Raw genomic sequence first — 26,922 nt, forward strand, 5'->3', positions numbered from 1 at the left:
TCAGACACGAATTTTACTAATTAGCATGAATTAAATTTGTGAGAATTTGTGAAATTCGTGTCTTTCTATTTATCAACCACTTAAAGTAGATGTTAATTCTGCATAAAATCATTTCAACAGAATATGAGGTTAAAAATTTTACTTTAAAATTTCGCACCCCATATTTATATTACTATAATTTTAGCATATTCTTATTAAATTTCTTATAGTTTACTTTTATGGTTATTGTGTAAAAAGCAGTTCGTAACTTTATTGTTTCACTTTGAAACAATAATTGTAATGAATTCTGATATATCTCCTAAAAAGGGCATTAATCCTTTTGTAATTGCCTGGATACTTGGCCTGCTTTTTTACTTTCTCGAATATGCGGTACGCTCTGCCCCCAGTATTATGATACCACAACTTAGGGAGGCATTCTCCACATCAGCCAGTGGTGTAAGCACTATTATTGGAGCTTACTACATTACCTATTCTATTACCAGCCTTGCCGCCGGTATGGCTCTGGACAAGGCTGGGGCTAAATACCCGCTCTTTGGCGGCGCCATAGTTTTAGGCTTAGGCTGCCTGCTGTTTACGTTTGCAGGTTATTATCCCGGTTACATTAGCAGGTTGCTGCAAGGCGCGGGGTCGGCAATGGCATTTCCTGCCTGTGTGTATATTGCTGTAAGGGCATTTTCGGCAAGCAAGTTAGCTACAGCCATTGGCGCAACACAAAGTTTGGGCATGCTCGGTGGCTCTGCAGGGCAATTTTTAGCAGCCCCTCTATTACAAAATGGCCTTTCATTAGCCCATTTCTGGATTATTTTAGGAGTATTTTCATTTATCATAGGTGCATTTATCGTTTATATTATTCCACAGGAAAAAATCACAATAGACGCTAACGTGCAGCGACAAAGCTTACTGGCACCCTATAAAATAGTATTCTCGAACCCGCAAAGTTACCTTTCGGGATTAGTCTCAGGATTGCTCTTTGCCCCTACTACAATTTTTGCAATGACCTGGGGTGTGGCTTTTTTCCAGACGGGCAGGCATTTAGATTTTAGTAATGCAACACTAACCTGTGCCATAGTCCCTTTAGGCTGGGCTGTAGGCTGCCCGTTACTCGGTTGGCTTGCCGACAAAATTGGACGTAGGAAACCTGTGGTTATAGGTGGGGCATCGGTTATGATAATCAGTTTGTTGCAACTAATTTATTTACCAAATCTCATGGCACCCTACATTACAATGTTTATAATGGGCGTTGCATCTGGCGCAGCAATGATACCCTACTCTATAATTAAAGAGGCAAACCCTGATAAAGTTAAAGGCAGCGCAACGGGAACCATTAATTTTCTAACATTTGGAGTTACATCATTATTAGGCCCGCTCTTTAATTATATGTATGGCAAAGACCTTTCTACCACTACCGATAATGAAGGGCATTTTCGTTCGGCGGGAATGTTTTGGGTTATAGGAATAGCATTAGCCATGGTTATCTGCTTTTTTTTAAAGGAAACCGGCTCTAAAAAGAAAGTATAGCTTTAAAATAATTTTACCTTAATATAATACGCACCCCTATTTTGTGGTGCGTTTTTTGCTTTATATGGCAATAAGTTAGTAGTTGGTATTTAACTTTTAGGGGTTTATTCGTGAAATTTATTTTTTTTACCGAAAAACCTGTAATGTTTTTTATAAATGATTTACATTTGCAACCATGAATAAAAATGAATTACATAGTAATGCTATGTCGCGCACTAACACCCCGGTAATTTGCCGGATGGTGCGGCTATAATAATGCCGCAAAAGTTTTTAGCCAGAATTTTCACTTTTATTTTTTATTACATTGAAAACACAACCTGTTTTTTTTATAGGGTCTTCTCTCACAGACCATGGTTTTATAAGCAACCTTAACTCTTTCCCGAGCCCGATGCGTCTCAGGCCGTAAGGTATACTTATATTTTAAGAATGGGTCCGTCCTGTTTATTACACCACAATTAGTTTCCCTATTTATACATCATTTATTTCTTTTTCCCCGAAATGAATATATCTATTGTAATAGCCCGAGAGGAGCACTACAAGTTTGCCCAGGAAATTTGCGACACCATGTACGCAAGTGCTATACAGCGCGGTACGGGTATTGCCAAACGTTCGCCTGAATACATTGTTAAAAAAATGGAAGGCAGTGATGCCATCATTGCAGTTGCCGATGGTAAGTTTGCTGGCTTTTGCTATATAGAAAGCTGGTCGCACGGTAAGTATGTCGCTAATTCCGGACTTATTGTACACCCTGATTATCGTAATCATGGTTTAGCCAAAAAAATCAAAACAAGGGTTTTTGAATATTCGCAGGAAAAATATCCGGGTGCCAAAATATTTGGTATTACCACCGGCCTTGCGGTTATGAAAATAAACTCCGATTTAGGATATAAACCTGTACCCTTTAGCGAACTTACAGACGACCCTACCTTTTGGAAAGGCTGCAGCGGCTGTAATAATTTTGATATCCTGCAACGTAAAGATTATAAAATGTGCTTGTGTACCGGCATGTTATATGATCCTGCAGAGAAGAAAAACGAAGAAGAAGATCAATATACCTTTAACAAAAAAGTGCTGGCAAGGTTAAAAAGCATCAAGCAGGCACTATTTCTTAAAAAAGACAAAGACCATGAGTAAAAAATTAGTTTTGGCATACAGCGGCGGATTAGATACGTCTTATTGCCTAAAGTATCTTAAAAACGATTTGGGGTATGAAGTACATACCATACTTATAAACACCGGCGGTTTTGATGAAGCTGAACTTACAGCTATAGAAAAACGCGCGTACGAGCTGGGCAGCGCCCACCACGTTAACCTTGACATAATAGACAAGTACTACGACAAAGCCATTAAATATTTAGTTTATGGTAACGTACTTAAAAATAATACCTATCCGCTATCTGTAAGTGCCGAGAGGGTTTTCCAGGCTTTAGAAACAGTACGCTATGCAAAAAACGTAGGTGCCGATGCTATTGCCCACGGTAGCACAGGAGCAGGTAACGACCAGATTCGTTTTGATCTTGTTTTCCAGACCATTGCTCCGGAAATGCAGATCATTACCCCTATTCGCGACCTAAAGCTAACACGCCAGCAGGAAGTAGAATACCTTCAAAAAAATGGAGTGGAATATTCATGGGAAAAGGCACAATACTCTATCAATAAAGGTATTTGGGGAACGAGCGTGGGTGGTAAAGAAACGCTTACATCTTCGCAGCCATTACCGGAGAGTGCTTACCCATCTCAATTATTAAAAATAAAAGAAAGTAAAGTTACGCTTCATTTTGAAAAAGGAGAACTTATAGGTTTGGATGATCAATTTGAAAAGCCTTCGGCAAATATCCAGAAACTGGAAAAACTGGCTTCGGCGTATGCCATAGGCCGTGATATTCACGTGGGTGATACTATTATAGGCATTAAAGGCCGTGTAGGTTTTGAAGCTGCTGCTCCGCTAATAACCATTAAAGCGCACCACCTGCTTGAAAAACATACGTTAGGCAAGTGGCAGCAATACTGGAAAGAACAATTGGGCAACTGGTACGGTATGCTGTTTCATGAAGGGCAATACCTTGACCCCGTTATGCGCAACATAGAGACGTTTCTTGAGGATACCCAGAAAACCGTTACCGGAACAGTAACTGTTACCCTTAAACCATACCACTTTACGCTTGACGGAATTGAATCGGCACACGATTTAATGAATACCGGATTTGGACAGTATGGCGAAGTGAATAATGCCTGGACAGCAGATGATGCCAAAGGCTTTATTAAAATAGTGGGCAATGCCCAGAATATTTACGCTCAGGTTAACAACGAAAAATATGATTAACATTGGCATCATTGGCGGATCGGGATACACTGCAGGCGAATTACTACGCTTACTGGTAAACCACCCGCAGTCTACTATCGATTTTGTGTACAGCACCACCAATGCCGGTAGCCCGGTAGCTTCTGTACACGATGATCTATATGGTAGTCTGGAATTGAACTTTACCGATACAGTTAAGCCTGATGTTGATGTAGTGTTCCTTTGTTTAGGCCATGGTAAATCGATATCATTTTTACAGGAACATCCTTTTTCGGCAAATGCCAGAATAATTGATCTCGGTAATGACTTTCGCCTTGCAAAAGATGCTGCCTTTAATGGTAAAACCTTTGTATACGGATTGCCGGAAATGAATCGTGAAGTTATAAAATCGGCACAATATATTGCAAATCCGGGATGCTTTGCCACAGCAATACAATTAGCATTATTGCCACTGGCAAAAAATAGCCTGCTTATTGATACTGTGCATATAAACGCAACAACGGGCAGTACCGGTGCCGGGGTTATGCCTTCGCCTACTTCCCATCACCCGTGGCGTACAAATAATATGTCGCATTATAAAGCATTCGAGCACCAGCATTTGGGTGAGATCATCCAGAGTTTGCAGTTAACGCAACAAGGATTTAACGAAGAGATATTGTTCATTCCTAACCGTGGCGATTTTACACGTGGTATTTTTGCAACACTTTATACCAAACTGCCAGCTGATTTTAATCAAGTTGTAGAACTGTATAAAGAGTATTATGATGGTGAGCCTTTTGTAAAAGTAACTACAGATAATATTAGTCTTAAGCTTGCTATACAAACTAACAATTGTTTTATAAGCCTTGAACAAAAGGGTAATTATTTACTAATAACATCAGTAATAGATAACCTTGTTAAAGGTGCAAGCGGGCAGGCAATTGAGAATATGAACCTGATGTTCGGGCTGGAAGAAACAACAGGATTAAAACTGAAAGCTGCGGGATTTTAATTCCCTGCAGTTACGTAAACTAATTTAAACCTACAAGGTCTTGGAGACCTTGCAGGTTGAGCAAAACCTAAAAACAAATACAATGAGTTTATTCAATGTATACCCCATATACAATATTACCCCGGTTAAGGCACTGGGCGCAAAAGTATGGGACGATAAAGGCCAGGAATACCTCGATTTTTACGGAGGCCATGGAGTGATTTCTGCCGGTCACTCCCACCCCGACTATGTTAAGGCAATTACAGAGCAGGTTGGTAAAATAGGATTTTATTCTAACTCCATACAAAACCCATTGCAGGAAGCCCTTGGTGTAAAACTTACACAGTTTTCCGGCTATCCTGATTATACATTATTTTTATGCAATTCGGGAGCAGAGGCTAACGAAAATGCACTTAAGCTCGCATCATTCCATAATGGAAAGAAAAAGGTAATTGCATTTAAAAAAGCATTTCACGGACGTACATCTGCGGCTGTAGCAGCTACCGATAATCCATCAATTGTTGCACCTATAAACGCAGGCCATGAAGTGGTTTTTCTTCCTTTAAATGACATCGATGCATTAAATGCAGAGATTACTAAAGGTGATGTTTGTATCGTAATTATAGAAGGCATACAGGGCGTAGGCGGATTAGACCAGGGAACAACTGAATTTTTTCAGGCTGTGGCCAAAGCCTGCGAAGCTAATGGTGTTGTATTGATATTAGATGAAATACAAAGCGGTTACGGGCGTTCGGGAAAATTCTTTGCGCACCAGCACCATGACATTAAGCCAGACATTATAACACTTGCTAAAGGTATGGGCAATGGCTTTCCTATTGGTGGCATACTAATATCTCCCAAATTTACAGCGTCTTACGGTTTATTAGGAACAACCTTTGGTGGTAACCATCTTGCTTCGGCAGCAGCATTATCTGTTTTAGAGATTATCGAAAAAGAAAACCTGATCGAAAATGTAAATACCATAAGCGCCTATTTTAAAGAACTTGCAGTACAGATACCCCAAGTTAAAAATATAAAAGGCCGCGGCTTAATGTTGGGGCTCGAATTTGACTTTGATGTGACAGAGCTTCGAAAAAAGCTTATATATGAGGAATTTATTTTTACAGGTAATGCCTCTCAAAAAAATCTGCTGCGTATATTGCCTCCCCTTTCTATAACAAGAGAAGATGTGGATGTATTTTTTGCCGGGTTAAAAAATGTATTAAAAGATTTATAACTGTTTTATTAATTAAACATAAGGTTAGGTTAACCAAAACAACAAATGAAAAACTTCACCTCTGTTGATGATATTCAGGATCTTAACGAACTTGTATCGTTGGCTAAAGCCATTAAGGCGGCACCTTTTGCTGATAAAGAAATTGGTAAAAACAAAACCCTTGGGTTATTGTTTTTTAATCCAAGTTTAAGGACAAGGCTCAGTACACAAAAGGCGGCGCTCAACCTTGGGATGGATGCCATTGTAATGAACCTGAATACCGAAGGCTGGCTGTTGGAATTTGAAGATGGCGTAATTATGGATGGCAATAAGGCCGAACATATAAAGGAAGCAGCACAGGTGGTATCGCAATACTGCGACATCATTGCGGTGCGAAGCTTTCCTTCACTTACAGATAAGCAAAAAGATGAAGAAGAGCAGGTTATAAATTCATTTAAAAAATATGCATCAGTGCCGGTAGTAAGCCTTGAAGGTTCTACAGAGCATCCTTTACAGGCAGTAGCCGATGCACTTACCGTTGAAGAATATAAAACAACAGCCAGGCCAAAAGTGGTACTTACATGGGCTCCGCACCCTAAAGCGTTGCCGCACGCGGTACCTAATTCGTTTGTTAAAGTGATGAAAAAGGCTGATGTTGATTTTGTAATTACCCACCCTGAAGGCTATGAATTGAATCCTGAATTTACAGAGGGAGTTACTATTACACATAACCAAGATGAAGCATTTAAAGATGCAGATTTTATTTATGCTAAAAACTGGAGCAATTATATAGATTACGGACAAATTACAAGTAAAGATCCGTTGTGGACAGTGACCACCGAAAAAATGGCACTGACAAACAAGGGTAAATTTATGCACTGCCTTCCCGTGCGCCGTAACATGATTGTTACCGATGAAGTATTAGATAGCGATGCTTCTATCGTGATTCAGCAGGCAAATAATCGTACCTATGCTGCGCAGGCCATACTAACTAAAATACTTAAGGATGAGTAAACCACAGCTTTCGGTAGTAAAAATAGGCGGCAATGTAATAGATAACGAGTCGGCGCTACAAGCTTTTTTGGTTGATTTTGCTGCACTTGAAGGCTTTAAGATACTGGTACATGGTGGCGGTAAAATAGCAACCAAGATTGCCGAAAGCCTTGATATTACAGCGATCTTTCATGAAGGCCGACGCATTACCGATAGACCAATGCTTGACGTTGCTGTAATGACGTATGCCGGATTAATAAATAAGGATATAACCGCTAAGTTACAGGCTTTACAAAACAACGCTATGGGCTTTACAGGAGCCGATGGTAACCTTATACTATCTGAAAAGAGAAAAAATGCCGCCGTTGATTTTGGCTTTGTAGGAGATGTTGTAGCAGTTAACGCCGATTTAATACAGGTTTTACTGCTGCAAAATGTGGTTCCTGTTTTTAGTGCAATTACGCATGACGGTAAAGGCCAGCTGTTTAACACTAATGCCGATACTATTGCCAGCACTATTGCCGTTGCGTGCAGTAATTACTTTAATGTAAACTTATTGTATTGTTTCGAGAAAAAAGGTGTCCTCATGGACTCCGAAAATGAGGAATCTGTTATAAAAAACCTTACTTTTGAAGCCTACCGGGAGCTGTGTGAGCAAAAAGTTATCCATTCTGGCATGTTGCCTAAACTGGAAAATTGCTTTGATGCACTGCATAAGGGGGTTTCGCAAATTGGCATAGGAAGCCCGGAAATGCTGAAAAAAGATAACAGCATTTTTACACTGGTAACTGCCTGACCAAATATTAACTGAATGAGTGGCAAAACAATACATACCTTAACACAAGAAGCTATAAACCTGCTAAAACAGCTAATTGCTACGCCTTCTTTTTCATCTGAAGAAGATCAGACGGCAGCGCTGATTAATGCCTGGTTTACTAATAACACTATCCCTTTTAAAAGGGAAAATAATAACCTGTGGGCGTTTAATAAGCATTTTGATGAAGCTAAGCCTACCTTATTGCTTAATTCGCACCACGATACTGTAAAACCAAACCAGGGTTACACTTTAAACCCGTTTGAACCTATTGAGAAAGACGGAAAATTATTTGGTTTGGGCAGTAATGATGCAGGAGGTTGCTTAGTATCTTTATTAGCAACATTTACGCATTTTTATAACGCTGAAAACCTTGCTTACAACCTTGTCATGGTAGCATCTGCCGAGGAAGAAAGCAGTGGGCAAAATGGATTGAACAGCGTATTAAAACATTTACCGGAACTGGATTGCGCCATTGTGGGTGAACCTACAGAAATGCAGCTTGCCATTGCCGAAAAAGGGCTTTTAGTGCTTGATGTTATAGTTGAAGGTACACCGGGACATGCTGCCCACCCTAATGATAATGTGTCTATTTACAACGCAATAGAAGTTATAGAATGGTTTAGGGATTACCGTTTCGAGAAAGTATCTGATGTTTTAGGACCTATGAAAATGACCGTTACAGGTATACATGCCGGTAAACAACACAATGTAGTTCCTGCTGAATGTCAGCTTGTTGTAGACGTTCGTGTAAATGATTGCTATAACAACCCGGAAGTACTGGAGATTATTAAAAATGAGTTGGACGGTAAGGCAAAGGTAACACCAAGATCGCTGCACCTTAACTCATCATCAATACCTAAAGAGCATGCACTTGTACTGGCAGGTATAGAATTAGGCAGGACAACCTATGGTTCACCCACATTGTCTGACCAGTCGGTACTAAGCTGCCAGTCGCTTAAACTGGGGCCGGGTTACTCTCCCCGCTCGCACAGTGCTGATGAATTTATATATATCAAAGAAATTGAAGAAGGAGTAGCATTGTATATTGAGATACTTTCTAAATTCCTGAAACAAGAAACAATACCGGTGCATCAAGCCGTAACACAGCCTGAAAATTTATAGGCAACCTAATTACAACTAAATGAAACTCTGGGATAAAGGCATACCTACCGATAAAAAAACCGACCTCTTTACTGTGGGCAATGACCGCGAACTCGACCTTGTGCTGGCCAGGTATGATGTTATAGGTTCTATGGCACATGCTAAAATGCTTGGGAAAACTGGATTGCTTACCCCTCAGGAAGCTGATGATCTGATAATTGCTTTACAGGATATTTTAGTTGACATTGAAAACGGGAATTTCACAATAGAAGATTCTTTTGAAGATGTACATAGTAAAGTAGAGTACCTGCTTATAGAAAAGTTAGGCGATACCGGTAAAAAAATACACGTAGCGCGTTCCCGTAATGACCAGGTTTTAACTGATGTTCATCTTTATGTAAAGGCCGAATTGTTAACTATTAAAGCACAGGTAAAAGAATTATTCAATTTACTTATTGCATTAAGTAAGCAATACCAACAAATTCTGTTACCGGGATATACGCATTTTCAGGTCGCTATGCCATCATCGTTTGGGATGTGGTTTTCGGCGTATGCTGAGAGCCTGATAGACGATGTTACAATGCTTAATGCAGCACTTACGGTGGCTGATCAAAACCCGTTAGGATCGGCAGCGGGATATGGCAGCTCCTTCCCTATCGATCGTACTTTTACAACTCAGGAAATGGGGTTTGCAACATTAAAATACAATTCGGTTGCAGCACAAATGAGCCGTGGCAAGACCGAGAAAACAGCTGCTTTTGCAATGGCATCTGTAGCAGGAACATTATCTAAACTGTCAATGGATATTTGTTTGTACCTGAGCCAGAATTTCAATTTCATAAGCCTGCCGCAGCATTTAACAACAGGCAGCAGCATTATGCCGCACAAAAAAAATCCGGATATTTTCGAGCTTATTCGCGGTAAATGCAATAAAATTCAGGCATTGCCGTATGAGCTAACCCTTATTACCAATAACCTGCCAAGCGGCTATCATAGGGAGTTTCAATTACTTAAAGAAGGATTATTTCCTGCGTTGCAAACCTTAAAGTCATGCCTTGAAATGGCTGTCTATTCGATTAAAGAAATCAAAGTAAACGAGCATATACTCGACGATAAAAAATACGACTACCTGTTTACTGTCGACAAACTTAATGAGCTGGTTACTGCCGGAGTGCCCTTTAGGGATGCCTACAAAATTGTAGGAGAACAGGTGGATAACGGCACATTTACATCGCCAAAGGCAACTGAACATACCCATGAAGGCAGTATAAATAATTTATGCCTTGATGAGATTGTGGCCAAGATGGAGAAGGTTTTGTAGTTTTTTTCATAACTTAACACCTTACCATTTAATGTATTAAGTTATGAAAAATTTTATATTAATTATATTGGTATTTTTTTTCATCTCATGTAAAAAAGAGGATACATTATCATCAATATCTACGGAAAATAATGGAACTCAAATTGATGTAGAAATTACCTCTGATACTAAAGCTGATAGTATTATCGTTACTGATATTGAATACAAAAATTGGAAATCTTTTCCTGACCAGCCACAATTTACGGCACAATTTGATACAAATGTGCCTCATCAATATATAATTGCATTTTATTTAAATGGCAAACCGTATACTAATGATAAAGAACTATGGCTTAACAATGGTAACCCAAAAGTAAAGCTACATTTTAAAGATAAAAAAGTAGTAATTGATACTGTAGCCAACTCTCTAATTTATTATGAGTACTTTTCTTTTATTAAAAAACTGGATTCGTTAGATACTGATAATGATAGTATTTCCCGGAATAAATATTTATTAAATAAAATTGAAGAACATTTTAATGATTCATTTTCTAATCTTGTTGCTGCGAACTATTTAGGTTATAATAGGTCTAATAGTAAGAATCTTAAAATCCTACTTAGCAAAATTGAAAAGCAGAGTAGTGATATAAAAAACTCAAATTCATCAGTCTACACGCAGTTAAAACAGTTACTTACTACTAAAAAGTTCAATCTTTCAGAATACTCGCTAATTAATACTAATGGCGATACAATTAAGCCTATTGTAAAACAGGACAAACTTTATCTTATAGATTTTTGGTTTGTAAGATGCCTTCCTTGTGCTGCCGATCATAAACTTATACAGCAGCGTATTAATGATTTCAAAAAGCATAATATTGAAGTTGTGGGTATTGCTAAAGAAAACTCATTTAAAAGCTGGGACAATTATCTTAAAAAGCACAATTATAACTGGACGAATTATAAAGAAATGATTCCGTTTAAAACTAATCCATCTGATAGTTTAGGGATTGATGTTTATCCCACTTATGTAATTGTAAACAGTAAAGGAGAAGTTGCATCTAAACGTTACAACTACGTTAAAGATGTATTTGAGGATTATCTCGATAAGTAAACGTACTCAGTTTTGCCAATGGACTCAACATTAAATATATTGTAAAGTGCTCAAAAACCTGATTATCATTTAAGAAAAGCGTAACAGGCAGGTACTTAAAAAACCAACTTTTTTTAGTAAATTTGCGGCTTAAATTTTATGTAACTGTCATGGGAAAAGTAAAAATTGGATTGGTACAAATGAGCTGTGTTAAAGACAAGCAGCCCAACATGGATAAAGCAATTAAAGAAATTCGTAAAGCTGCTGCACAAGGCGCAAACATTATATGCCTTCAGGAGTTATTTACTTCCTTATATTTTTGTGATGTAGAAGATTATGAGAACTTTAAGCTGGCAGAGGCAATACCCGGTCCCTCTACAGAAGCGCTTAGTGCTGTAGCCAAAGAGCTTAACGTTGTAATAATTGCTTCGCTTTTTGAAAAACGTGCCGAGGGGCTTTATCACAATACTACTGCTGTGCTTGATGCAGATGGTACGTATCTTGGTAAGTACCGAAAAATGCACATTCCGGATGATCCGGCTTTCTACGAAAAATTCTATTTTACCCCGGGCGACCTGGGTTATAAAGTATTCCAAACAAAATTTGCTAAGATTGGTGTGCTTATTTGCTGGGATCAGTGGTATCCTGAAGCAAGCCGCATCACAGCACTTATGGGGGCCGAGGTTATGTTCTACCCTACCGCTATTGGCTGGGCAACAAGCCAGGACGAAGATACCAACAAGGAACAATATGATGCTTGGCAAACCATTCAGCGTTCGCATGCCGTTGCAAATGGCGTACACGTTGTTAGCGTTAACCGCGTAGGCTTTGAGCAGGATGGCGACATGAAATTTTGGGGTGGCAGCTTTGTGGCAAACCCACAAGGTAAATTACTATACTTAGGATCTCATGAGAACGAAGAAACAACTGTTGTTGATATAGATACTAATGCTACTGACCATTACCGCACGCACTGGCCATTCCTTCGCGACCGAAGGATTGACAGCTACCAGCCTATTACAAAACGATATTTAGACGGAGATTAATCTTTGTTAGAAGTTTAAAGTTTTAGGTTATTCATAATTGTTTCAATTTTACAATGATATTAAACACAGCACAAACCCCCAAATCTTTGGGATTCCATTTTCCGGCAGAGTTTGAAAGACAAAGAGCGCTATGGTTATCATGGCCGCACAAAGAGGCTTCATGGCCCGGAAAACTGCACCTTATATATAAACCATACTGCGAATTTATACTACAGGTTTCACGCCACCAGAAAGTATGCATTAATGTAGGCGATGCTGCAATGCAACAGTTTGCACTATCTCAAATTGAGAAGTTTGCACCGCTTGTTCCGGTAGCACAATTAAATGAAATTTCATTTTACCTGCACCCTACCAATGATGCATGGTGTCGCGACCATGGCCCTGCATTTTTAGTAAACAAAACTACAAACGAAAAAGCAATTGTTGACTGGGGATATAATGCATGGGGCGATAAATACCCTCCGTATGACCTGGACGATGTAATACCTACCCGTATAGGCGAAGCACTTGGGCTTAAAGTATTTAATCCGGGTATTGTTATGGAAGGCGGCAGTGTAGAGTTTAATGGTAAAGGAACTTTACTAACCACTACGGCTTGTTTACTTAATAAAAACCGTAATCCGCATTTAACGCAATCTCAAATAGAGGAATACCTTATACAATATTATGGTGTAGAGCATATACTATGGCTTGGCGATGGTATTGTAGGCGATGATACTGATGGCCACATTGATGATATTACCCGTTTTGTAAACGAAGACACAGTTGTTACTGTTGTAGAACATCATAAGAATGATGATAATTACGAGCTGTTGCAGGAAAATTTAAAAAGCCTGCACACCATGCGCCTGCAGGATGGTAAACAGCTTAATGTTATTGAACTTCCAATGCCTAGAGCAGTAGTTTACGAAGACCAAAGGTTGCCGGCATCTTATGCTAATTTTTATATAGCTAACGAGACCGTTATTGTGCCAACTTTCCGTGATACAGAAAATGACACTAAAGCTCTTGATATTTTGCAGGATTGTTTTAAAAGCCGTGAAATTATAGGCATAGATTCGACGGATCTTATTTGGGGGTTAGGCAGCTTTCATTGTCTTAGCCAGCAGGAACCGTCTATTTAGTTAGCAGTATTCAGTTACAGTAGGCAGCAGCTTCACTCTTAAAAAGTAAACAGTTTTAGTCGCAATAATCACGCAAAGTGCTGATTACTGTGACTGTGACTGAGTCTGAAAACTTAAAATTGTTCGTATAATATCATCCTTCGGTACAACGCCTGATTGCCTCCATAACATTTTTCCGTTCTGGAAAAGCATGAGCGTAGGCACTCCTTTTACCTGAAATTGTGGAGTAGACATTAATGCCTGATTTTTGTCTACATCTACTTTTATAATTTTTATTTTATCGCCCAGGCTTTCCTTTACGTCTTTAAGTATAGGAGCCATCATTTGGCATGGGCCACACCAGGTTGCAAAAAAATCTATAAGCACAGGTTCTGAACTATTTATAAGGGTAGAAAAGCTATTCATATCTGATAATTTTATTTAAAATTAGTAAATTCCGATTAGACATTTACCACGTTAAGATAAAATTATAATGTTCATAATTGTTAGTTAAACCTATCTTATAGAATTGGTAACACTAATTTTTACAATAGTTTTTTTCCTACTTTTAACGCAAACAAACAGAAATTGCGCCATGAAAAAAACACATTTTATAGTAGCCTTTATTTTAGGATGTACGCTGCTTACTACCTCTTGTAAGAAAAAAGATGGAGAAGTAACGGATAACACCGAAGTACATGACCATGATGAAGCTACAATACCATTAGACACCACTAAAATTACTGCTTTCTTTGTAAAACACCCCGATTTTAAGCAGTTTGAGCAAGAGGTAAAAAAATTATACTCTAAACACAATCATTATGTATGGCAGGATAAGGGCGGACTTATAGAGTTTGCAGATGTGGTTCATAATAAAGTAAATCAGCTTGATAACGAAGGACTTGAGGTTAAGGTTCCTTATAAAGATGAGTTAAATGCCATTTTTGATGATGCTAAGAGCAAACCCGATACTGATAGTGAGCTGCTTATTAGCTCGATGTATTTTTTTTATGCTAAAAGAGTACTTGAAGGACTTGATCCAAGTAAAAGTAAAGAAACAGGATGGTACCTGCCGCGTGACAGGGTAGATTATGTGGCATATCTTGATACGTTAATGAAAGACCCTAAGCTGATTAAGCGTGATGAATCGGAACTTTTTAGCCAGTACTATAACCTGCGTAAAGGTTTACAAAAATATCGCGATATTGAAAAAAAAGGCGGATGGGGAACCATTGCACTTAATGAAGGTGTAAAATCATTGAAAGAAGGCGATTCGGCTGCGGCTATTGTACAAATACGTAAAAGGCTTACACTTGAAGGATACCTTAAAAGTGATTCGGGAAAATCAGTATTTGATACAGACCTTGCCGGTGGGCTTAAAGCCTATGAGGAAAAGCATAACCGCGTTTTTGATGGTAAAATAGGCCCTGCTATAGTTACAGAAATGAATATGCCGGTAGCACAGCTAATAAAAACCATATCGATAAACATGGAACGTTGCCGATGGATATCTCCTAAAATGGATAAAGCTCCAGAGGTTATAGCGGTTAATATACCATCTTACAGGCTGGTTTATTTTAAAAGTGGTAAGCCCGTATTTACATCTAAGGTTGTTGTGGGTAAAGAACTTAATAAAACGGTTGTATTTAGCGGACAAATGAGTTACCTTAATTTTGCGCCTTACTGGAATATCCCTACCAGCATTTTAAACAAAGAAATTAAACCTGGTATTGCTAAAAACCCTAACTATCTTGCCAAACACAATATGGAGTGGAACGGTAATATGGTGCGCCAGAAACCGGGTGGGCAAAACTCCTTAGGTAAAGTAAAATTTATGTTCCCAAATACTAATAATATTTACCTGCACGATACACCGGCCAAAAGTCTTTTTAATAAAGACGACAGGGCTTTTAGCCACGGCTGTGTACGCGTAGAAAAAGCCCGCGACCTTGCCATTATGATTACTAAAGAAGATGGAAACTGGACAGAAGCAAAAGTTGATAAAGCCATGAATGCGGGTAAAGAAAGTACTTACGTACTTAAAAAGAAAATACCGGTATACATTGCCTATTTTACTGCATGGGCAGATGAAAATGGGAATGTAGCTTTCTTTGAAGACATTTACAAACGCGACAATAGATTATCAGGCTTGCTTTATGCATCAAAATAGAATAATGCTTTAACTCAGCCTACTAAAAAAATAAAAAGGTTATTCCTTAATGCGATGCATTGGGTTTAACCTGTTTTTATTTATGTTATATAATGTATTATCTTATGTCTGTATTCAGACGTTTTTCAGCTAAAGTTTCAGCGGATCTATACATTTATAGAACCTCCTGGTGTATTGGTCACTGCCTAATTCACTTATTGTCACAGCCATTTCTTTGCCTGATGATGCATGGATAAATTTAGATTTCATACCATTGGCTTCGCATACTATACCCACATGCCCAACAGATTTACTGTCTCTGTACCCATAAAATACCAACACATCCCCTACTTTAAATTCTTCAGGTTTTAACGGTTTTCCAACTTTTGAAAACCCCGATGAACTTCTTGGAAGTTCAATGTCAAAATTTTTAAAAACAAAATTCACAAAGCCGGAACAGTCAAAACCTTTTTGTGGGCTGCCACCTGCATAACAGTATTTAGTACCCATGTATTTTTTTGCAAATGCAATTATAGAATCGCGCTGAATATCATCGGCAGATATTGCAGACGATACTATATTAGTTTTTACAGGTTTTGCCTCTTCCCTGCACGAAAAAAATGCGATGCCTGCCAATAGTAAAATAGTGTGTTGTAATAACTTCATAAAAGCGAAGATAACAAAACACATTTTTTAAGTAGTAAATAAATGTGGGTTTAACGCTTAAAAACAATTATTACCTATTAAGTACCCTATATAGTAATAATATAAAAATGATGGGTTTTTATTTAAAAAGAAAAATCCCACAACCATTATAGTGTGAGATTATTGTTTAGCAAATAATTTAAAACTATTGGCTAACCATCTATGCTATGTAATTATTTTATTTTATTTGTAATGTAAATTCCCGGTCCCTCAAGTAATAAAGGCTCAGCTTCCTTAATAAATTTAAGAATATGAGGTGTTTTATTGTGCGCTTCCAGTTCTTCTGCGCTACGCCATATTTCATGAAAAATAAAAATGTTAGGTTCGTCTACTGCCTGATGCAGGTCGTATTGCAGGCATGCAGCTTCGGTTCGCGATCCTTTTACAAGCTCCTCTAAAACAGCTTTCATTTCGGCTACTTTATCAGTCTTGCTTTTTATTATTGCGGTTAATGGTATCATAATGTTCAATTTTATAGTGTTACTTGTGTACCTAAAAAAACTTCTGTTAAGTGGTTCTTGTACAGTTGCATATCGCGTACAATATCGGCATTTTTTTCTATATCATGAAAGTGTATGCCCGGCAAAGGTTCCATACCTGTAAAAGCATTCATACGATGAAACCCAAAAAGCGGGCCTTCATCTACACTATGTTCATTAAAGAATTCCCCCGGCAGCGTAAAAGCTTCTTTAGGAGCATTCCATGATGTGGTAACCATATATTTACGCCCCTGCATAGTACCGCCTGTGCCGTAATTTATGGCAGGATTAGAGCGCGATCGGCCGTCGCTGTTATAAATACCTTTAGCATGGCCTTCGGTAAAAACAACATCTATATATTTTTTAAAATTGTGTGGTAGCTGAAACCACCATATTGGGGTATGGTAAATTACTACATCTGCCCAAACGTATTTTGCAACTTCTTCGGCGGCATCATATCCCGAACTAATATTAGTTATCTTAACTTCAAAATCACTGTGGTTACTAAAAAAAGCAAATGTTTCGGCAGCCACAGTATCGTTAAATTTTCCACCGGAATGGCCAAACTCCTGTCCACCATTTATTATAAATATCTTTGTCATAATTATTTGATCATTTTTTATAATGCAAATTTACAACGCAATAAACTATTATTAAAATAACATAATTTATACCTTTGCATCATAATTATAATAGTTACGTTATGGTAAATTTAGAATGGTACCGCACTTTTAAGGCTGTTTATAAAACGGGAACACTTACCGGCGCAGCGCAGGAGCTGTTTATATCCCAACCCGGCGTAAGCCTGCACCTTAGCTCATTAGAAAATTACACCGGTTATAAATTATTCGATCGTAAAGGCCGACGCATGGAACCTACAGAGCGTGGAAAAGTACTGTATAACTTTATTACCGAAGCACTTACTAAACTTGAAGATGCCGAAAAGAACTTTCAGCGCAGTACAGAAAAGCATACACCTACCATAAGCGTAGGGATGTGTTTTGAAACATTTCAGATTACTTTAGAGCCCTACATTGCTACCCTGCCCTTTAATGTAATCATTCAATTTGGCGAGTACCCGGAAATGGTTGCCAATCTTGAAAAAGGTATACTCGATCTTATAATCACCCCGCAAATGGTAACGTCAGCCACAGTTGAATATGAAGCCTTTAGTAAAGAAACCATTGTGCTTGTGGGTGGTACTACTACCGATGAAGAAGCTTTTAAAACACTCCTTTCCTTCAACGATCAGCAAGATTTGGAAGAATGGTTAAAGCACCAAAAATGGTATGGCACCACGGGCGATATGGAACACCTACGCCGTTTTTGGCAATTAAATTTTGGTAAATATCCAGATTTCAGGCCAAATTATATTGTACCTAACCTTAATTCTATTGTACGCTGCCTGGGTAGCGGCATTGGGCTGGCAGTTATACCCGATTTTTTATGCCGCAGAGAATTAGATAACGGTACCATTAAGCTTATTTGGGAAGGGAACTCTAAACTTACTAACATCCTTCATTTTGCCACAAGAAAAAAAACAATGTATGCTGATGAGATTGATGTTATAAAAAATATATTTAAAGAGGTAATGATATAAAATTTTAGAATTTAGCTTTAAATTACTTTAGTAAGAAGATTGATGTAAAAATTTGGATTAAAGTAACGTTAAATGGTTTTTACCCAATATTAGCTTTTGGTAATTTTAAGTATAAACTTAAAAATCACACCATGAGCAAGTCGTTAATTGTAAAGCACAGCATAAAAATAGATGCAGCACCAAGCCGTATTTGGGAAATTCTTACAAAACCGGAGTATATCCGTCAATGGGATAAACTGCCGGAAGATTTTGGTGATTACGAAATTCATCCCGCCACAATTATAGAATGGCCTGAACAAAAAAGGCTTAACGTAGTAGAGTTTGATTTGAACAAATCGTTAAAATACTCGTTGTCAATACCCGAATGGCGAGAACAAGGCGTTTTGCACATTGGCTACAATTACAATTTGTCAATTGATTCTGAAGGGTACACGTGGCTGGGTGTAGAAATTGGCGATTTTGCAATTCTTACAGAAGCAGATAGATATTATAACGAAAATAGTATCTTTGGGCAAACGGCTTCTCAAAAAATAAAAGAGCTTGCCGAAAATTAATTCACAGCATATTAAAACATATTATATTTTGGATATTACCATTACTAATAAGCAACTTACAGCTACCATAAACCCTAAAGGTGCCGAACTGAATTCTCTTAAAAGCAATACCAATACAGAATATATTTGGGAAGGCAATGCTAAATACTGGGGCAAGCACTCACCGGTGTTGTTCCCTATTGTAGGCACTTTAAAAAATAATTCGTATTTATATGAAGGACAGGTGCATGCACTTAGCCGCCACGGGTTTGCAAGGGATAACAACTTTACAGTAAAAAATCAAACCGAAGACAGCGTTACATTTTCACTTTCATCTAATGACGATACCCGTCGTGTATATCCATTTGATTTTGAGTTAGAACTGGTATATACCATAAAAGACAGCACCTTATTTTTAGACTATGTAGTTACTAATAAGGGCGATAAGCCACTGCCCTTTTCCATTGGTGCGCACCCTGCTTTTGCGTTACCCGGAAAATTTGAAAGTTACAGCCTCCAGTTTGAACAAGATGAGCCATTAGTTAGTACACAACTTACAGATGACTTACTATCTGATAAAACCGATATACTAACTGCGGAAAACGGAATTTTACCGCTGACTTATAAATTATTTGAGAATGACGCCTTGATATTTAAGTCTTTACAATCAAGAGCAGTAACAATAAAACAGGACAATAAAAATATTTTGAAAGTAACGTATCCTAATTTTCCGCATTTAGGGATATGGACTAAGGAGAATGCCCCATTTTTATGCATAGAGCCATGGCAGGGATATTCTGACTCGCCTGAAACCAAGGGGAATTTAATTGAAAAGGAAGGAATTATACTTCTTAACTCAGGCGATAAGTATACGGTCGGTTTTAGCGTAAAAATTTATAATTAATTTATTATATCGCATCCCATTACGTTATGCAATAAGAAATTAAATTTTAATTATCTTAACAACAACCTTACAAATGGCTAAATTCATTTAAATGCGCAATATCACACGTAAATTTTTTATTCCCTTATATTTAATATTATTTGTAATCCCGCTTTATGCCCAAAAAGATGTAAAGCTAACCTATACTAAACCTGCTGCCGTATGGACAGAAGCCCTGCCTGTAGGTAACGGCCGGTTAGGTGCTATGGTTTTTGGCGGTGTAAATGATGAGTTAATTCAGCTCAACGAGGCAACTTTATGGAGTGGTGGCCCGGTTAAAAAAAATATTAACCCTGATGCCTATCAAAACTTAGAGATCGTGCGAAATGCCCTTAGGGAAGAAGATTTTGCAAAAGCGTATGAAAGCACTAAAAAAATGCAGGGTCTTTACTCTGAAAGTTATTTGCCTTTAGGCGATTTAAATATAAATCAGGATTTTAAAAATGCTGTACCAACATCCTACAGCCGGGAACTAAACCTTGAAGATGCAATTACAACTACCACTTTTACCATTAATGGTGTAACTTATAAAAGAGAAGTTTTTGCATCGGCACCTGGACAGTGCATTATTATAAGGCTCACTGCCAGCCAAAATAAAAAACTATCCGTATCAATAAATGCTTCAAGCCAGCTAAAGTTTGAAAAATCTTTTAATAGCAACTCTTTATACATTAAAGGCAGAGCTCCTGCACATGCCGATCCCAGTTATATAAATTATAATAAAGAGCCTATTGTATATAACGACGCTACGGGATGTAATGGTATGCGTTTTGAAATAATTATGAAACCTGTTGTTAAACATGGAAATATAACTATAGATAACGATACACTGAAAATAGAAAATGCTACAGAGATAGTACTTTTTGTATCTGCTGCAACAAGCTTTAACGGGTATGATAAGTGCCCGGACAGCGATGGTAAAGACGAACATTTATTGGCAACAGGATATTTAAAAAATGCTGTAAACAAAAATTACAATCAGTTACTTAAAGAACATTTTGATGATTTTCATAACTACTTTAACAGGGTGTCACTAAACATTAATGAGTCAAAAATGGATCTTTCGGCAGTACCAACTGATAAGCGACTAATGGATTATGCCACAGGAAAAAAAGATAACGGGCTTGAAGCACTTTACTTTCAGTACGGCAGGTATTTACTAATATCATCATCAAGAACTAAAGATGCACCAGCAAACCTTCAGGGTATATGGAACAAAGAGTTGCGTGCACCATGGAGTAGTAACTATACTACCAATATTAATGTGCAAATGAATTACTGGCCTGTTGAAAGTGCCAATCTCACTGAGTTATTTTCTCCGCTTAACGACCTTATAAAAAATGTATCTATTACAGGGGCAGAAACAGCTAAGAGCTTTTACCATGCTAACGGGTGGGTATTGCACCATAACTCTGATATATGGGCTACAACAAACCCCGTAGGAGATTTAGGTAAAGGCGACCCTAAGTGGGCAAACTGGTACATGGGGGCAAACTGGATAAGCAGGCACTTATGGGAACATTATCAATATACCGGCAACAAAGAATATTTAAAGGAAATTTATCCTATAATGAAAGGTGCCGCCCTATTTAGCCTTGACTGGCTGCAGACAGATAAAGAAGGATATCTTGTTACTATGCCGTCTACATCTCCCGAAAATGATTTTTATTATGGCGATAAAAAAAAGGGAATTGTAACTGTTGCCAGTACAATGGATATGGCTATTATTAAAGACCTTTTTAAAAATGTTATGCAGGCCGCCACAGTTTTAAACACAGATAAAGATTTTGTAAAAGAACTTGAAACTGCTAACGGAAAATTATACCCTTTTAAAATAGGCAGCAAAGGGCAATTACAGGAATGGTATAAAGATTTTGAAGATGTAGACCCACACCACAGGCACACCTCCCATTTATATGCACTGCACCCTGCCGAACTGATATCTCCCATTAAAACGCCTGAGCTTGCTGAGGCTGCGCGCCGCACACTTGATTTACGAGGTGATGACGGAACAGGCTGGAGCCTTGCATGGAAAGTAAACATGTGGGCAAGGCTGCTTGACGGTAACCATGCATATACATTGTTTAAAAATTTACTGCGCCTTACTAAAGAGAATGACACCAGTTATAACAAAGGTGGAGGTGCCTACCCTAACCTTTTTGATGCGCACCCTCCTTTTCAGATTGATGGAAATTTTGCCGGTACTGCCGGTGTTATAGAGATGTTAATGCAAAGCCAGAATGATGAAATTTTTTTACTGCCTGCGCTTCCCGACGAATGGCAGGATGGAAATATAAAGGGTATTGTAGCGAAGGGTAATTTTGTAACAGCTATTAACTGGAAGAGTAATAAACTTGCTACAGCTACATTACTTTCGCGCAATGGTGGAAAATGTACTGTAAGAAGTAAAACTCCTTTTATGATAGCAGGATTAAAAATAAAAAGCCAAAAGTCAGAGATTGGATATACACTGACATTTGATTCTAAAAAAGGAAAATCGTATGATATAACTGCTACAAACTAATAGAACTTACACATAAATAAACAAAGCCTGAATAAGTTAGTTATTCAGGCTTTGTTTATTATTTAGCAGATATCAATATATCATACACTAACATATTTATTTAAATATAAATTAATCGGGATTTGCCAGTATTCTGAACAGCTGTGCATTTGAAGCAAAGTATTGATTCTCGATACTAATTTGGGAGAGGCGTGCATTAACCAAATTGTTCTCGCGGGAATTTATCAGGAATATAGAACTTTCGCCAAACGAGAAAAGTTTCTCTTCAGAGTTTAGCATGGTAGTATAATCCGTTACTAAAGCATCTATAATGTTCTTTTGTTTGCGTAGCGACTCGATCTCTGTTTGCTGTGCCGATATCTTATTTTTAAGTTCTAAGCGTTGCTGGCTAAGGTCGTATTCTGCATCCTGAATTTTAAGTTTGGCAAGTTTTAAGTTGCCGCGTTCTTTACGCAAAAAAATGGGGACGCTAAAGTTTACATTAAACTTATAATCTGCTACCCTAAAACTGTCAAAGTTTTCAGGTTCAGAGAGATAATTATATCCTACATTAGCTTTTGGCAATAGCTTATTAGCCTTTAGCTGCCTGTTTATCTCCAGCATAGAGAGCTTGGTTTGCAACGATTGTATTTTAGGATGTCCATCAAGTTCGTTTACATTTATTGCCAACTCATTAGTACGCAAAGTTTCGGGTAAAGTCTGCAATAAATTTTGTTCCGGTTTTACATTATCTTCAAGTTCTACCGGTACATCTTCAATCCATAAATAATTTGCAAGATTGAGTTTTGCCTTAACCAGCTTTAGGTTTGCATTTTCAAGGTTTAGCTGCCGGTTACGTACCGTTATACCTGCTTCTACACTATCTATGGCAGGAGAATCGCCCAGTTCTATTAATTGCTTTACACCATTAAAACGTGTGCTGGCAAAGCCCAGATAATTTTTATACAGTTCGGCTTCGGTAAAACTCCTTTTCCAGTCAAAATAAGCCTCACTTGCTTTATACAATACCTCTATAGCCCTTAGCTTACGTTGCGCATCACTAAGTTGTAATTGCAGTTTACCCTCCCTCACGTCGGCCATGCGCTCGTTAATAATAAGCCCCTGCCCTAATGGCACAGTTATACCTAACGATGTAAGCCCGCCCTGCGGGGTACGGTTTTCGGGGTTAAAATACCGGCCATCAGTCTGGTTAAAGCCGGCTTTAATTTCTATACCATACCAGGTAGGTATTTTAAAACTGCTGTTTAAAAGCGAATAATACTCTGTACCACTAAATCGCTTCTGGTCATAATCCACCTCTATCTTGGGGTCAAAACCACCACGAGCCAGCATAAGTGCAGCCTGTGCATTGCTAACTTCAAGGTTTGCCTGCTTAACTAAAGGGTGGTATTTTTTTACGTACCCTAAAAATTCGTTATAACTTAGTTCTTCTTTATTAAAATCCTGCCCGTAAACGTTTGTCACACAAAGCAAAAAGAGCAGGAAATATAGTTTTATAAAATGCAGCATATTATTTTTTTTCCTTACTTTTTCCATCATTTAAATCAGACTTGTAGTAATTAGGCGGGAATCCATTAAGGTTTCGCCATATCTCATACCATACAGATACTGTTTCGAGCAAAGCGATACTTTGAGCACCGGCACCTATGCTCAACTCTTTAGGCCATTTTTCTGCCTCACTGTCCGGCGATATTAGCACCCTGTATTTGCCATTCTGGCTTATAAAATTTTCTATAGCTACTACACGCCCGCCGTATGTACCATAAGAAAGTCCCGGCCAGCCAGAAAACACAATTCTTGGCCATCCGTCAAACCATACCCTAACTTTTGCACCACGGTGTACTAATGGCAAATCTATTGGGTTTACATAAGTTTCTATAGCAATATCATATCCCGCAGGCATAATACTTACTATTGGGGTTCCCTCCTTAATAGTTTCGCCAATACCGGCGAGCAAAGCACGGCTTACGTAACCATCCTGTGGTGAAGTAATATAGTACAGCCCGTTCCTCATGCTGTAATTTATATACTGGTTCTGCAACTTATTAACCTGTGCTTTAGTATCATACTGTGTACTGATTGCCGTAAACTTATCACTCTGAGATTTAGATATTTTTTCGGCATACTCTGCAGTAATACGGTTAATCTCTACCCTTGCATTTAAAAGTTCATTCTGGCTACTTAAGAGCTTGTTTTCCTGAGTAATAATATAAGCCTCAGCCTCCTGTAATTTGAGTTTTTTTTGCTCTACATCGGTCATTGGTTTCAGGCCTTCTTTATTAAGTGCTGTAGACCGGTTAAACTGGGTTTGTGCAATGCGAAGTTGTGTTTTTATGGCTTCAAGATCCATACTGTCGCTTTTAATTTTTAAGTGCGCCTGCTTTATCTTGTTTCGCGCCTGTTGTAGTTTCAGCCCTCTTTCTGTACCAAGTGATTCTGATTGCAGTTCGAGTGAACTCACTTTATCACTATACGATTCTACTGCCATTTTTTTTGCATCAACCTGTTCCTTAGTGTTGGATACAAGGTTAGGATCTAAATAATCCTCTTTAATTTCAGATATAAAAAGTATGGTATCGCCTTTCTTAACATAATCACCTTCCTGTACATACCATTTTTCTATACGGCCGGCAATGGCATTATGTACTGTTTGTGGCCTATGATCAGGCTTTAATGTTGTTACAGAGCCGTCTCCCGATATATTCTGGGTCCACGGCAGGAATAAACAGGCTACTAAAAAAATTAAGAAGCCAATAATTATTTTATTGAGGGTTTTATAATGGGGCCTGCGGGCTACATTTGTTATAGAGGCATACTTACCCGGGGTAATAAGTACCTGATTATCTTTAGATATATTAAGCATGCATTAAAGTTTTATATCGTTAGTAATTTCTCCACCTTCTATGGCAATCAGTCGGCTGCTTTTATTTTTAAAGCAGCTGTTTTTAGAGGCTACAATCAGTGTCCATTTATTTTCCTGAGAAAGCAAAAAGTCAATAATTTTTGTAGATGTCACCTCATCCATATTAGCGGTTGGCTCTTCCAGAATAAGCACATTAGGTTTATGCACTATACTTCGCGCAAGTAATATTTTTTGAACGTCAGAGCCAGATAATTGCCTGCCGCCGGGATGTATGTGCGTTTCTAATCCGTTAGGGAATGTCTTAATATAATCTGTAAGGTAAACGTTATCTAAAGCCCATTTTAAATCGTCGTTATCAATATTTTCGTTGCCATAAACTATATTATCCCTAATGGTACCGTCAAAAAGCGATTCGCCCTGTATTAGGGTACCTGTTTTAGCCTTAAATGCATCTTCATTAAGGTGGTTCATGTAATTATCTGTAATGTAAACAGATCCGTAATCAGGTTCTACAACCCCGGCAAGTAATCGTAACAGGGTACTTTTACCTGCACCATTAGTACCGGTAACCACAATTTTTTCTCCTTGTTTAATTTTCAGACTGATATTTTTAAGTGATTTTTTTTCATGCCCGGGATAGCTGTAATTAATACTATCCATTTCCATATTGATATCTATTTCACTTTTATTTAAAAAATCGGGTATAGCAGATGTTTGCATATCAGTAACCTGACCAATTTTTTCGACTGATGTTAGCACATCATAAAAAGATTCAAGACCAAAAATTATCTTTTCCACAGAGTTGATAAGCAATACAATTATAATTTCTGAGGCTATAAACTGCCCTATATTCATTTGGTTATTTATAACCAAAAAACCACCTACAGATAGTAATGCTGACGTAATTACAACTTTAAAAATAACAAGTTGTATATACTGCTTTCTCATTACACCAAAGTGTTTTTCGCGATAATTTACATAATCGTTAACGTAGCCATCATTCCTGTTAAGCGCATATTCAAATTGATTTTTTCTGCTAAAGCTTTCCCTATTACGGGCAATTTCCTGTATCCAGGCCGCCACTTTATACTTGTAAGTAGACTCTTTAAGGCTGGTCTCTAAACCATCTTTGTAAGAAAATTTAAAAATTATATACAAAACAGCAACGAGCAAAAGGCCTATAACTAAAAAGAAAGAATGGTAAAATGCAAGCAAAATAATACCAAAGCCTACCTGAAGAAATGCTGTAGAAAAATCAAGCAGTAGTTTTGCCGCGCCTTTTTGTACCATTAATGTATCAAAAAAACGGTTTGCCTGTTCCGGTGCATATTTTTCATAGAGTTCTTTAAATTTAATCAGGGGCATCCTGTAGGCAAATTCAAAAGAAGAACGTACAAATATGCGTTGCTGCAGGTTTTCTAATATTCGCAATTGCATAATGGTAAGCACGCCTGCAAAGCCAACTCCTATTGTTACTACAATTACAAGTACGATCCAGGACACGCTTACCTGTCCGCTTTGTATAAAGTTAATAATAGCCTGCACGCCCAGCGGTAAAGAAAGGTTTACCAACCCTGCAAATGCGGCATAAAATATAATTTGGTAAACATCGCGTTTATCAAGTTTGAGTAAATTATAAAGTCTTTTAAATGGAGTCATATTTTAAAAAT

General features: G+C 38.0%; 24 protein-coding genes. 17 read left to right on the forward strand and 7 right to left on the reverse strand.

Going from position 1 to position 26,922, the window contains the following annotated elements; translation table 11 throughout:
• Positions 1-279: 279 nt before the first annotated feature.
• The 12 genes from F565_RS0100225 (at position 280) to F565_RS0100280 (ending at position 13,477) form a co-directional block, all read left to right on the forward strand.
• Positions 280-1,518, forward strand: a complete 1,239-nt coding sequence (locus tag F565_RS0100225) for an MFS transporter (protein ID WP_020211166.1) — start codon at positions 280-282, stop codon at positions 1,516-1,518.
• 498 nt (positions 1,519-2,016) lie between these two features.
• A complete protein-coding gene (locus tag F565_RS0100230) occupies positions 2,017-2,652 on the forward strand; it encodes a GNAT family N-acetyltransferase (protein WP_020211167.1) in 636 nt (211 codons plus the stop codon).
• Positions 2,645-3,841, forward strand: a complete 1,197-nt coding sequence (locus tag F565_RS0100235; protein ID WP_020211168.1) for an argininosuccinate synthase — start codon at positions 2,645-2,647, stop codon at positions 3,839-3,841. The genes F565_RS0100230 and F565_RS0100235 overlap by 8 nt, the downstream gene beginning before the upstream one ends.
• Positions 3,834-4,811 (forward strand): N-acetyl-gamma-glutamyl-phosphate reductase, encoded by a 978-nt coding sequence (argC, locus tag F565_RS0100240; RefSeq protein ID WP_020211169.1) that lies wholly within the window; start codon positions 3,834-3,836, stop codon positions 4,809-4,811. Before F565_RS0100235 ends, argC begins: the two co-directional genes overlap by 8 nt.
• An 82-nt stretch (positions 4,812-4,893) precedes the next feature.
• Positions 4,894-6,027, forward strand: a complete 1,134-nt coding sequence (locus F565_RS0100245; RefSeq protein WP_026299785.1) for an aspartate aminotransferase family protein — start codon at positions 4,894-4,896, stop codon at positions 6,025-6,027.
• Between the two features lie 45 nt (positions 6,028-6,072).
• Positions 6,073-7,020, forward strand: coding sequence for an N-acetylornithine carbamoyltransferase (locus F565_RS0100250; RefSeq protein ID WP_020211171.1), 948 nt, complete (start codon positions 6,073-6,075; stop codon positions 7,018-7,020).
• Entirely contained in the window at positions 7,013-7,795 is a 783-nt protein-coding gene (argB, locus tag F565_RS0100255; RefSeq protein ID WP_020211172.1) for an acetylglutamate kinase, read from the forward strand. The genes F565_RS0100250 and argB overlap by 8 nt, the downstream gene beginning before the upstream one ends.
• 15 nt (positions 7,796-7,810) lie before the next feature.
• Positions 7,811-8,938 carry a M20 family metallo-hydrolase gene (locus tag F565_RS0100260; protein WP_020211173.1) on the forward strand — a complete coding sequence of 376 codons (1,128 nt, stop codon included), beginning with the start codon at positions 7,811-7,813 and terminating at the stop codon, positions 8,936-8,938.
• Between the two features lie 19 nt (positions 8,939-8,957).
• Positions 8,958-10,238, forward strand: a complete 1,281-nt coding sequence (gene argH / locus F565_RS0100265; protein WP_020211174.1) for an argininosuccinate lyase — start codon at positions 8,958-8,960, stop codon at positions 10,236-10,238.
• Positions 10,239-10,281: 43 nt separating this feature from the next.
• Positions 10,282-11,328: a TlpA family protein disulfide reductase gene (locus F565_RS0100270; protein WP_020211175.1), complete on the forward strand. Its 1,047-nt coding sequence runs from the start codon at positions 10,282-10,284 to the stop codon at positions 11,326-11,328.
• 149 nt (positions 11,329-11,477) lie between these two features.
• Positions 11,478-12,353, forward strand: a complete 876-nt coding sequence (locus F565_RS0100275) for a carbon-nitrogen hydrolase (RefSeq protein WP_020211176.1) — start codon at positions 11,478-11,480, stop codon at positions 12,351-12,353.
• Positions 12,354-12,439: 86 nt separating this feature from the next.
• Complete coding sequence (locus F565_RS0100280; RefSeq protein WP_231559617.1) at positions 12,440-13,477, forward strand: agmatine deiminase family protein; 1,038 nt, start codon at positions 12,440-12,442, stop codon at positions 13,475-13,477.
• Between the two features lie 84 nt (positions 13,478-13,561).
• On the opposite strand, the gene trxA is transcribed toward F565_RS0100280, so the two are convergent.
• Complete coding sequence (gene trxA / locus F565_RS0100285) at positions 13,562-13,882, reverse strand: thioredoxin (RefSeq protein WP_020211178.1); 321 nt, start codon at positions 13,880-13,882, stop codon at positions 13,562-13,564.
• 169 nt (positions 13,883-14,051) lie between these two features.
• Between trxA and F565_RS0100290 the strand changes: the two genes are divergently transcribed.
• Positions 14,052-15,626: a L,D-transpeptidase family protein gene (locus F565_RS0100290; protein WP_020211179.1), complete on the forward strand. Its 1,575-nt coding sequence runs from the start codon at positions 14,052-14,054 to the stop codon at positions 15,624-15,626.
• Positions 15,627-15,755: 129 nt separating this feature from the next.
• On the opposite strand, the gene F565_RS0100295 is transcribed toward F565_RS0100290, so the two are convergent.
• The 3 genes from F565_RS0100295 to F565_RS0100305 all read right to left on the reverse strand — a co-directional run bounded on the left by F565_RS0100295 (position 15,756) and on the right by F565_RS0100305 (position 17,391).
• On the reverse strand, positions 15,756-16,271 hold the full coding sequence (locus F565_RS0100295; RefSeq protein ID WP_020211180.1) for a C40 family peptidase: 516 nt from the start codon (positions 16,269-16,271) through the stop codon (positions 15,756-15,758).
• A 212-nt stretch (positions 16,272-16,483) separates the two neighbouring features.
• Entirely contained in the window at positions 16,484-16,771 is a 288-nt protein-coding gene (locus F565_RS0100300; protein ID WP_020211181.1) for a putative quinol monooxygenase, read from the reverse strand.
• Positions 16,772-16,782: 11 nt separating this feature from the next.
• A complete protein-coding gene (locus F565_RS0100305; protein ID WP_020211182.1) occupies positions 16,783-17,391 on the reverse strand; it encodes an NAD(P)H-dependent oxidoreductase in 609 nt (202 codons plus the stop codon).
• A gap of 101 nt (positions 17,392-17,492) precedes the next feature.
• On the opposite strand from F565_RS0100305, the gene F565_RS0100310 reads away from it, so the two are divergent.
• The 4 genes from F565_RS0100310 (at position 17,493) to F565_RS0100325 (ending at position 22,389) form a co-directional block, all read left to right on the forward strand.
• Positions 17,493-18,389: a LysR family transcriptional regulator gene (locus F565_RS0100310; protein WP_020211183.1), complete on the forward strand. Its 897-nt coding sequence runs from the start codon at positions 17,493-17,495 to the stop codon at positions 18,387-18,389.
• Positions 18,390-18,520: 131 nt separating this feature from the next.
• Complete coding sequence (locus F565_RS0100315; RefSeq protein WP_020211184.1) at positions 18,521-18,943, forward strand: SRPBCC family protein; 423 nt, start codon at positions 18,521-18,523, stop codon at positions 18,941-18,943.
• Positions 18,944-18,971: 28 nt separating this feature from the next.
• Positions 18,972-19,826: an aldose 1-epimerase family protein gene (locus F565_RS0100320; RefSeq protein WP_026299787.1), complete on the forward strand. Its 855-nt coding sequence runs from the start codon at positions 18,972-18,974 to the stop codon at positions 19,824-19,826.
• A gap of 91 nt (positions 19,827-19,917) precedes the next feature.
• Complete coding sequence (locus tag F565_RS0100325) at positions 19,918-22,389, forward strand: glycoside hydrolase family 95 protein (RefSeq protein ID WP_020211186.1); 2,472 nt, start codon at positions 19,918-19,920, stop codon at positions 22,387-22,389.
• A 111-nt stretch (positions 22,390-22,500) separates the two neighbouring features.
• On the opposite strand, the gene F565_RS0100330 is transcribed toward F565_RS0100325, so the two are convergent.
• The 3 genes from F565_RS0100330 to F565_RS0100340 are packed head-to-tail and all read right to left on the reverse strand — an operon-like array spanning position 22,501 to position 26,911.
• On the reverse strand, positions 22,501-23,925 hold the full coding sequence (locus tag F565_RS0100330) for a TolC family protein (protein WP_020211187.1): 1,425 nt from the start codon (positions 23,923-23,925) through the stop codon (positions 22,501-22,503).
• The gene (locus tag F565_RS0100335; protein WP_020211188.1) at positions 23,900-25,252 is read right to left on the reverse strand and encodes an HlyD family secretion protein; all 1,353 of its coding nucleotides are present in this window, start codon (positions 25,250-25,252) and stop codon (positions 23,900-23,902) included. The genes F565_RS0100330 and F565_RS0100335 overlap by 26 nt, the downstream gene beginning before the upstream one ends.
• Positions 25,253-25,255: 3 nt before the next feature.
• A complete protein-coding gene (locus F565_RS0100340; protein ID WP_020211189.1) occupies positions 25,256-26,911 on the reverse strand; it encodes a peptidase domain-containing ABC transporter in 1,656 nt (551 codons plus the stop codon).
• Positions 26,912-26,922 lie beyond the last annotated feature (11 nt).

The sequence above is a fragment of the Flavobacterium rivuli WB 3.3-2 = DSM 21788 genome (genome assembly GCF_000378485.1).
Classification (GTDB): Bacteria; Bacteroidota; Bacteroidia; order Flavobacteriales; family Flavobacteriaceae; genus Flavobacterium; species Flavobacterium rivuli.

Coding starts and splice junctions, on each gene's coding strand:
- F565_RS0100245 (WP_026299785.1), top strand. CDS start 4,894: ATGAGTTTATTCAATGTATACCCCATATACAATATTACCCCGGTTAAG.
- argC (WP_020211169.1), top strand. CDS start 3,834: ATGATTAACATTGGCATCATTGGCGGATCGGGATACACTGCAGGCGAA.
- F565_RS0100250 (WP_020211171.1), top strand. CDS start 6,073: ATGAAAAACTTCACCTCTGTTGATGATATTCAGGATCTTAACGAACTT.
- trxA (WP_020211178.1), bottom strand. CDS start 13,882: ATGAATAGCTTTTCTACCCTTATAAATAGTTCAGAACCTGTGCTTATA.
- F565_RS0100315 (WP_020211184.1), top strand. CDS start 18,521: ATGAGCAAGTCGTTAATTGTAAAGCACAGCATAAAAATAGATGCAGCA.
- F565_RS0100290 (WP_020211179.1), top strand. CDS start 14,052: ATGAAAAAAACACATTTTATAGTAGCCTTTATTTTAGGATGTACGCTG.
- F565_RS0100340 (WP_020211189.1), bottom strand. CDS start 26,911: ATGACTCCATTTAAAAGACTTTATAATTTACTCAAACTTGATAAACGC.
- F565_RS0100310 (WP_020211183.1), top strand. CDS start 17,493: ATGGTAAATTTAGAATGGTACCGCACTTTTAAGGCTGTTTATAAAACG.
- argH (WP_020211174.1), top strand. CDS start 8,958: ATGAAACTCTGGGATAAAGGCATACCTACCGATAAAAAAACCGACCTC.
- F565_RS0100275 (WP_020211176.1), top strand. CDS start 11,478: ATGGGAAAAGTAAAAATTGGATTGGTACAAATGAGCTGTGTTAAAGAC.
- F565_RS0100270 (WP_020211175.1), top strand. CDS start 10,282: ATGAAAAATTTTATATTAATTATATTGGTATTTTTTTTCATCTCATGT.
- F565_RS0100230 (WP_020211167.1), top strand. CDS start 2,017: ATGAATATATCTATTGTAATAGCCCGAGAGGAGCACTACAAGTTTGCC.
- F565_RS0100335 (WP_020211188.1), bottom strand. CDS start 25,252: ATGCTTAATATATCTAAAGATAATCAGGTACTTATTACCCCGGGTAAG.
- argB (WP_020211172.1), top strand. CDS start 7,013: ATGAGTAAACCACAGCTTTCGGTAGTAAAAATAGGCGGCAATGTAATA.
- F565_RS0100325 (WP_020211186.1), top strand. CDS start 19,918: ATGCGCAATATCACACGTAAATTTTTTATTCCCTTATATTTAATATTA.
- F565_RS0100260 (WP_020211173.1), top strand. CDS start 7,811: ATGAGTGGCAAAACAATACATACCTTAACACAAGAAGCTATAAACCTG.
- F565_RS0100305 (WP_020211182.1), bottom strand. CDS start 17,391: ATGACAAAGATATTTATAATAAATGGTGGACAGGAGTTTGGCCATTCC.
- F565_RS0100235 (WP_020211168.1), top strand. CDS start 2,645: ATGAGTAAAAAATTAGTTTTGGCATACAGCGGCGGATTAGATACGTCT.
- F565_RS0100330 (WP_020211187.1), bottom strand. CDS start 23,925: ATGGAAAAAGTAAGGAAAAAAAATAATATGCTGCATTTTATAAAACTA.
- F565_RS0100225 (WP_020211166.1), top strand. CDS start 280: ATGAATTCTGATATATCTCCTAAAAAGGGCATTAATCCTTTTGTAATT.
- F565_RS0100295 (WP_020211180.1), bottom strand. CDS start 16,271: ATGAAGTTATTACAACACACTATTTTACTATTGGCAGGCATCGCATTT.
- F565_RS0100300 (WP_020211181.1), bottom strand. CDS start 16,771: ATGATACCATTAACCGCAATAATAAAAAGCAAGACTGATAAAGTAGCC.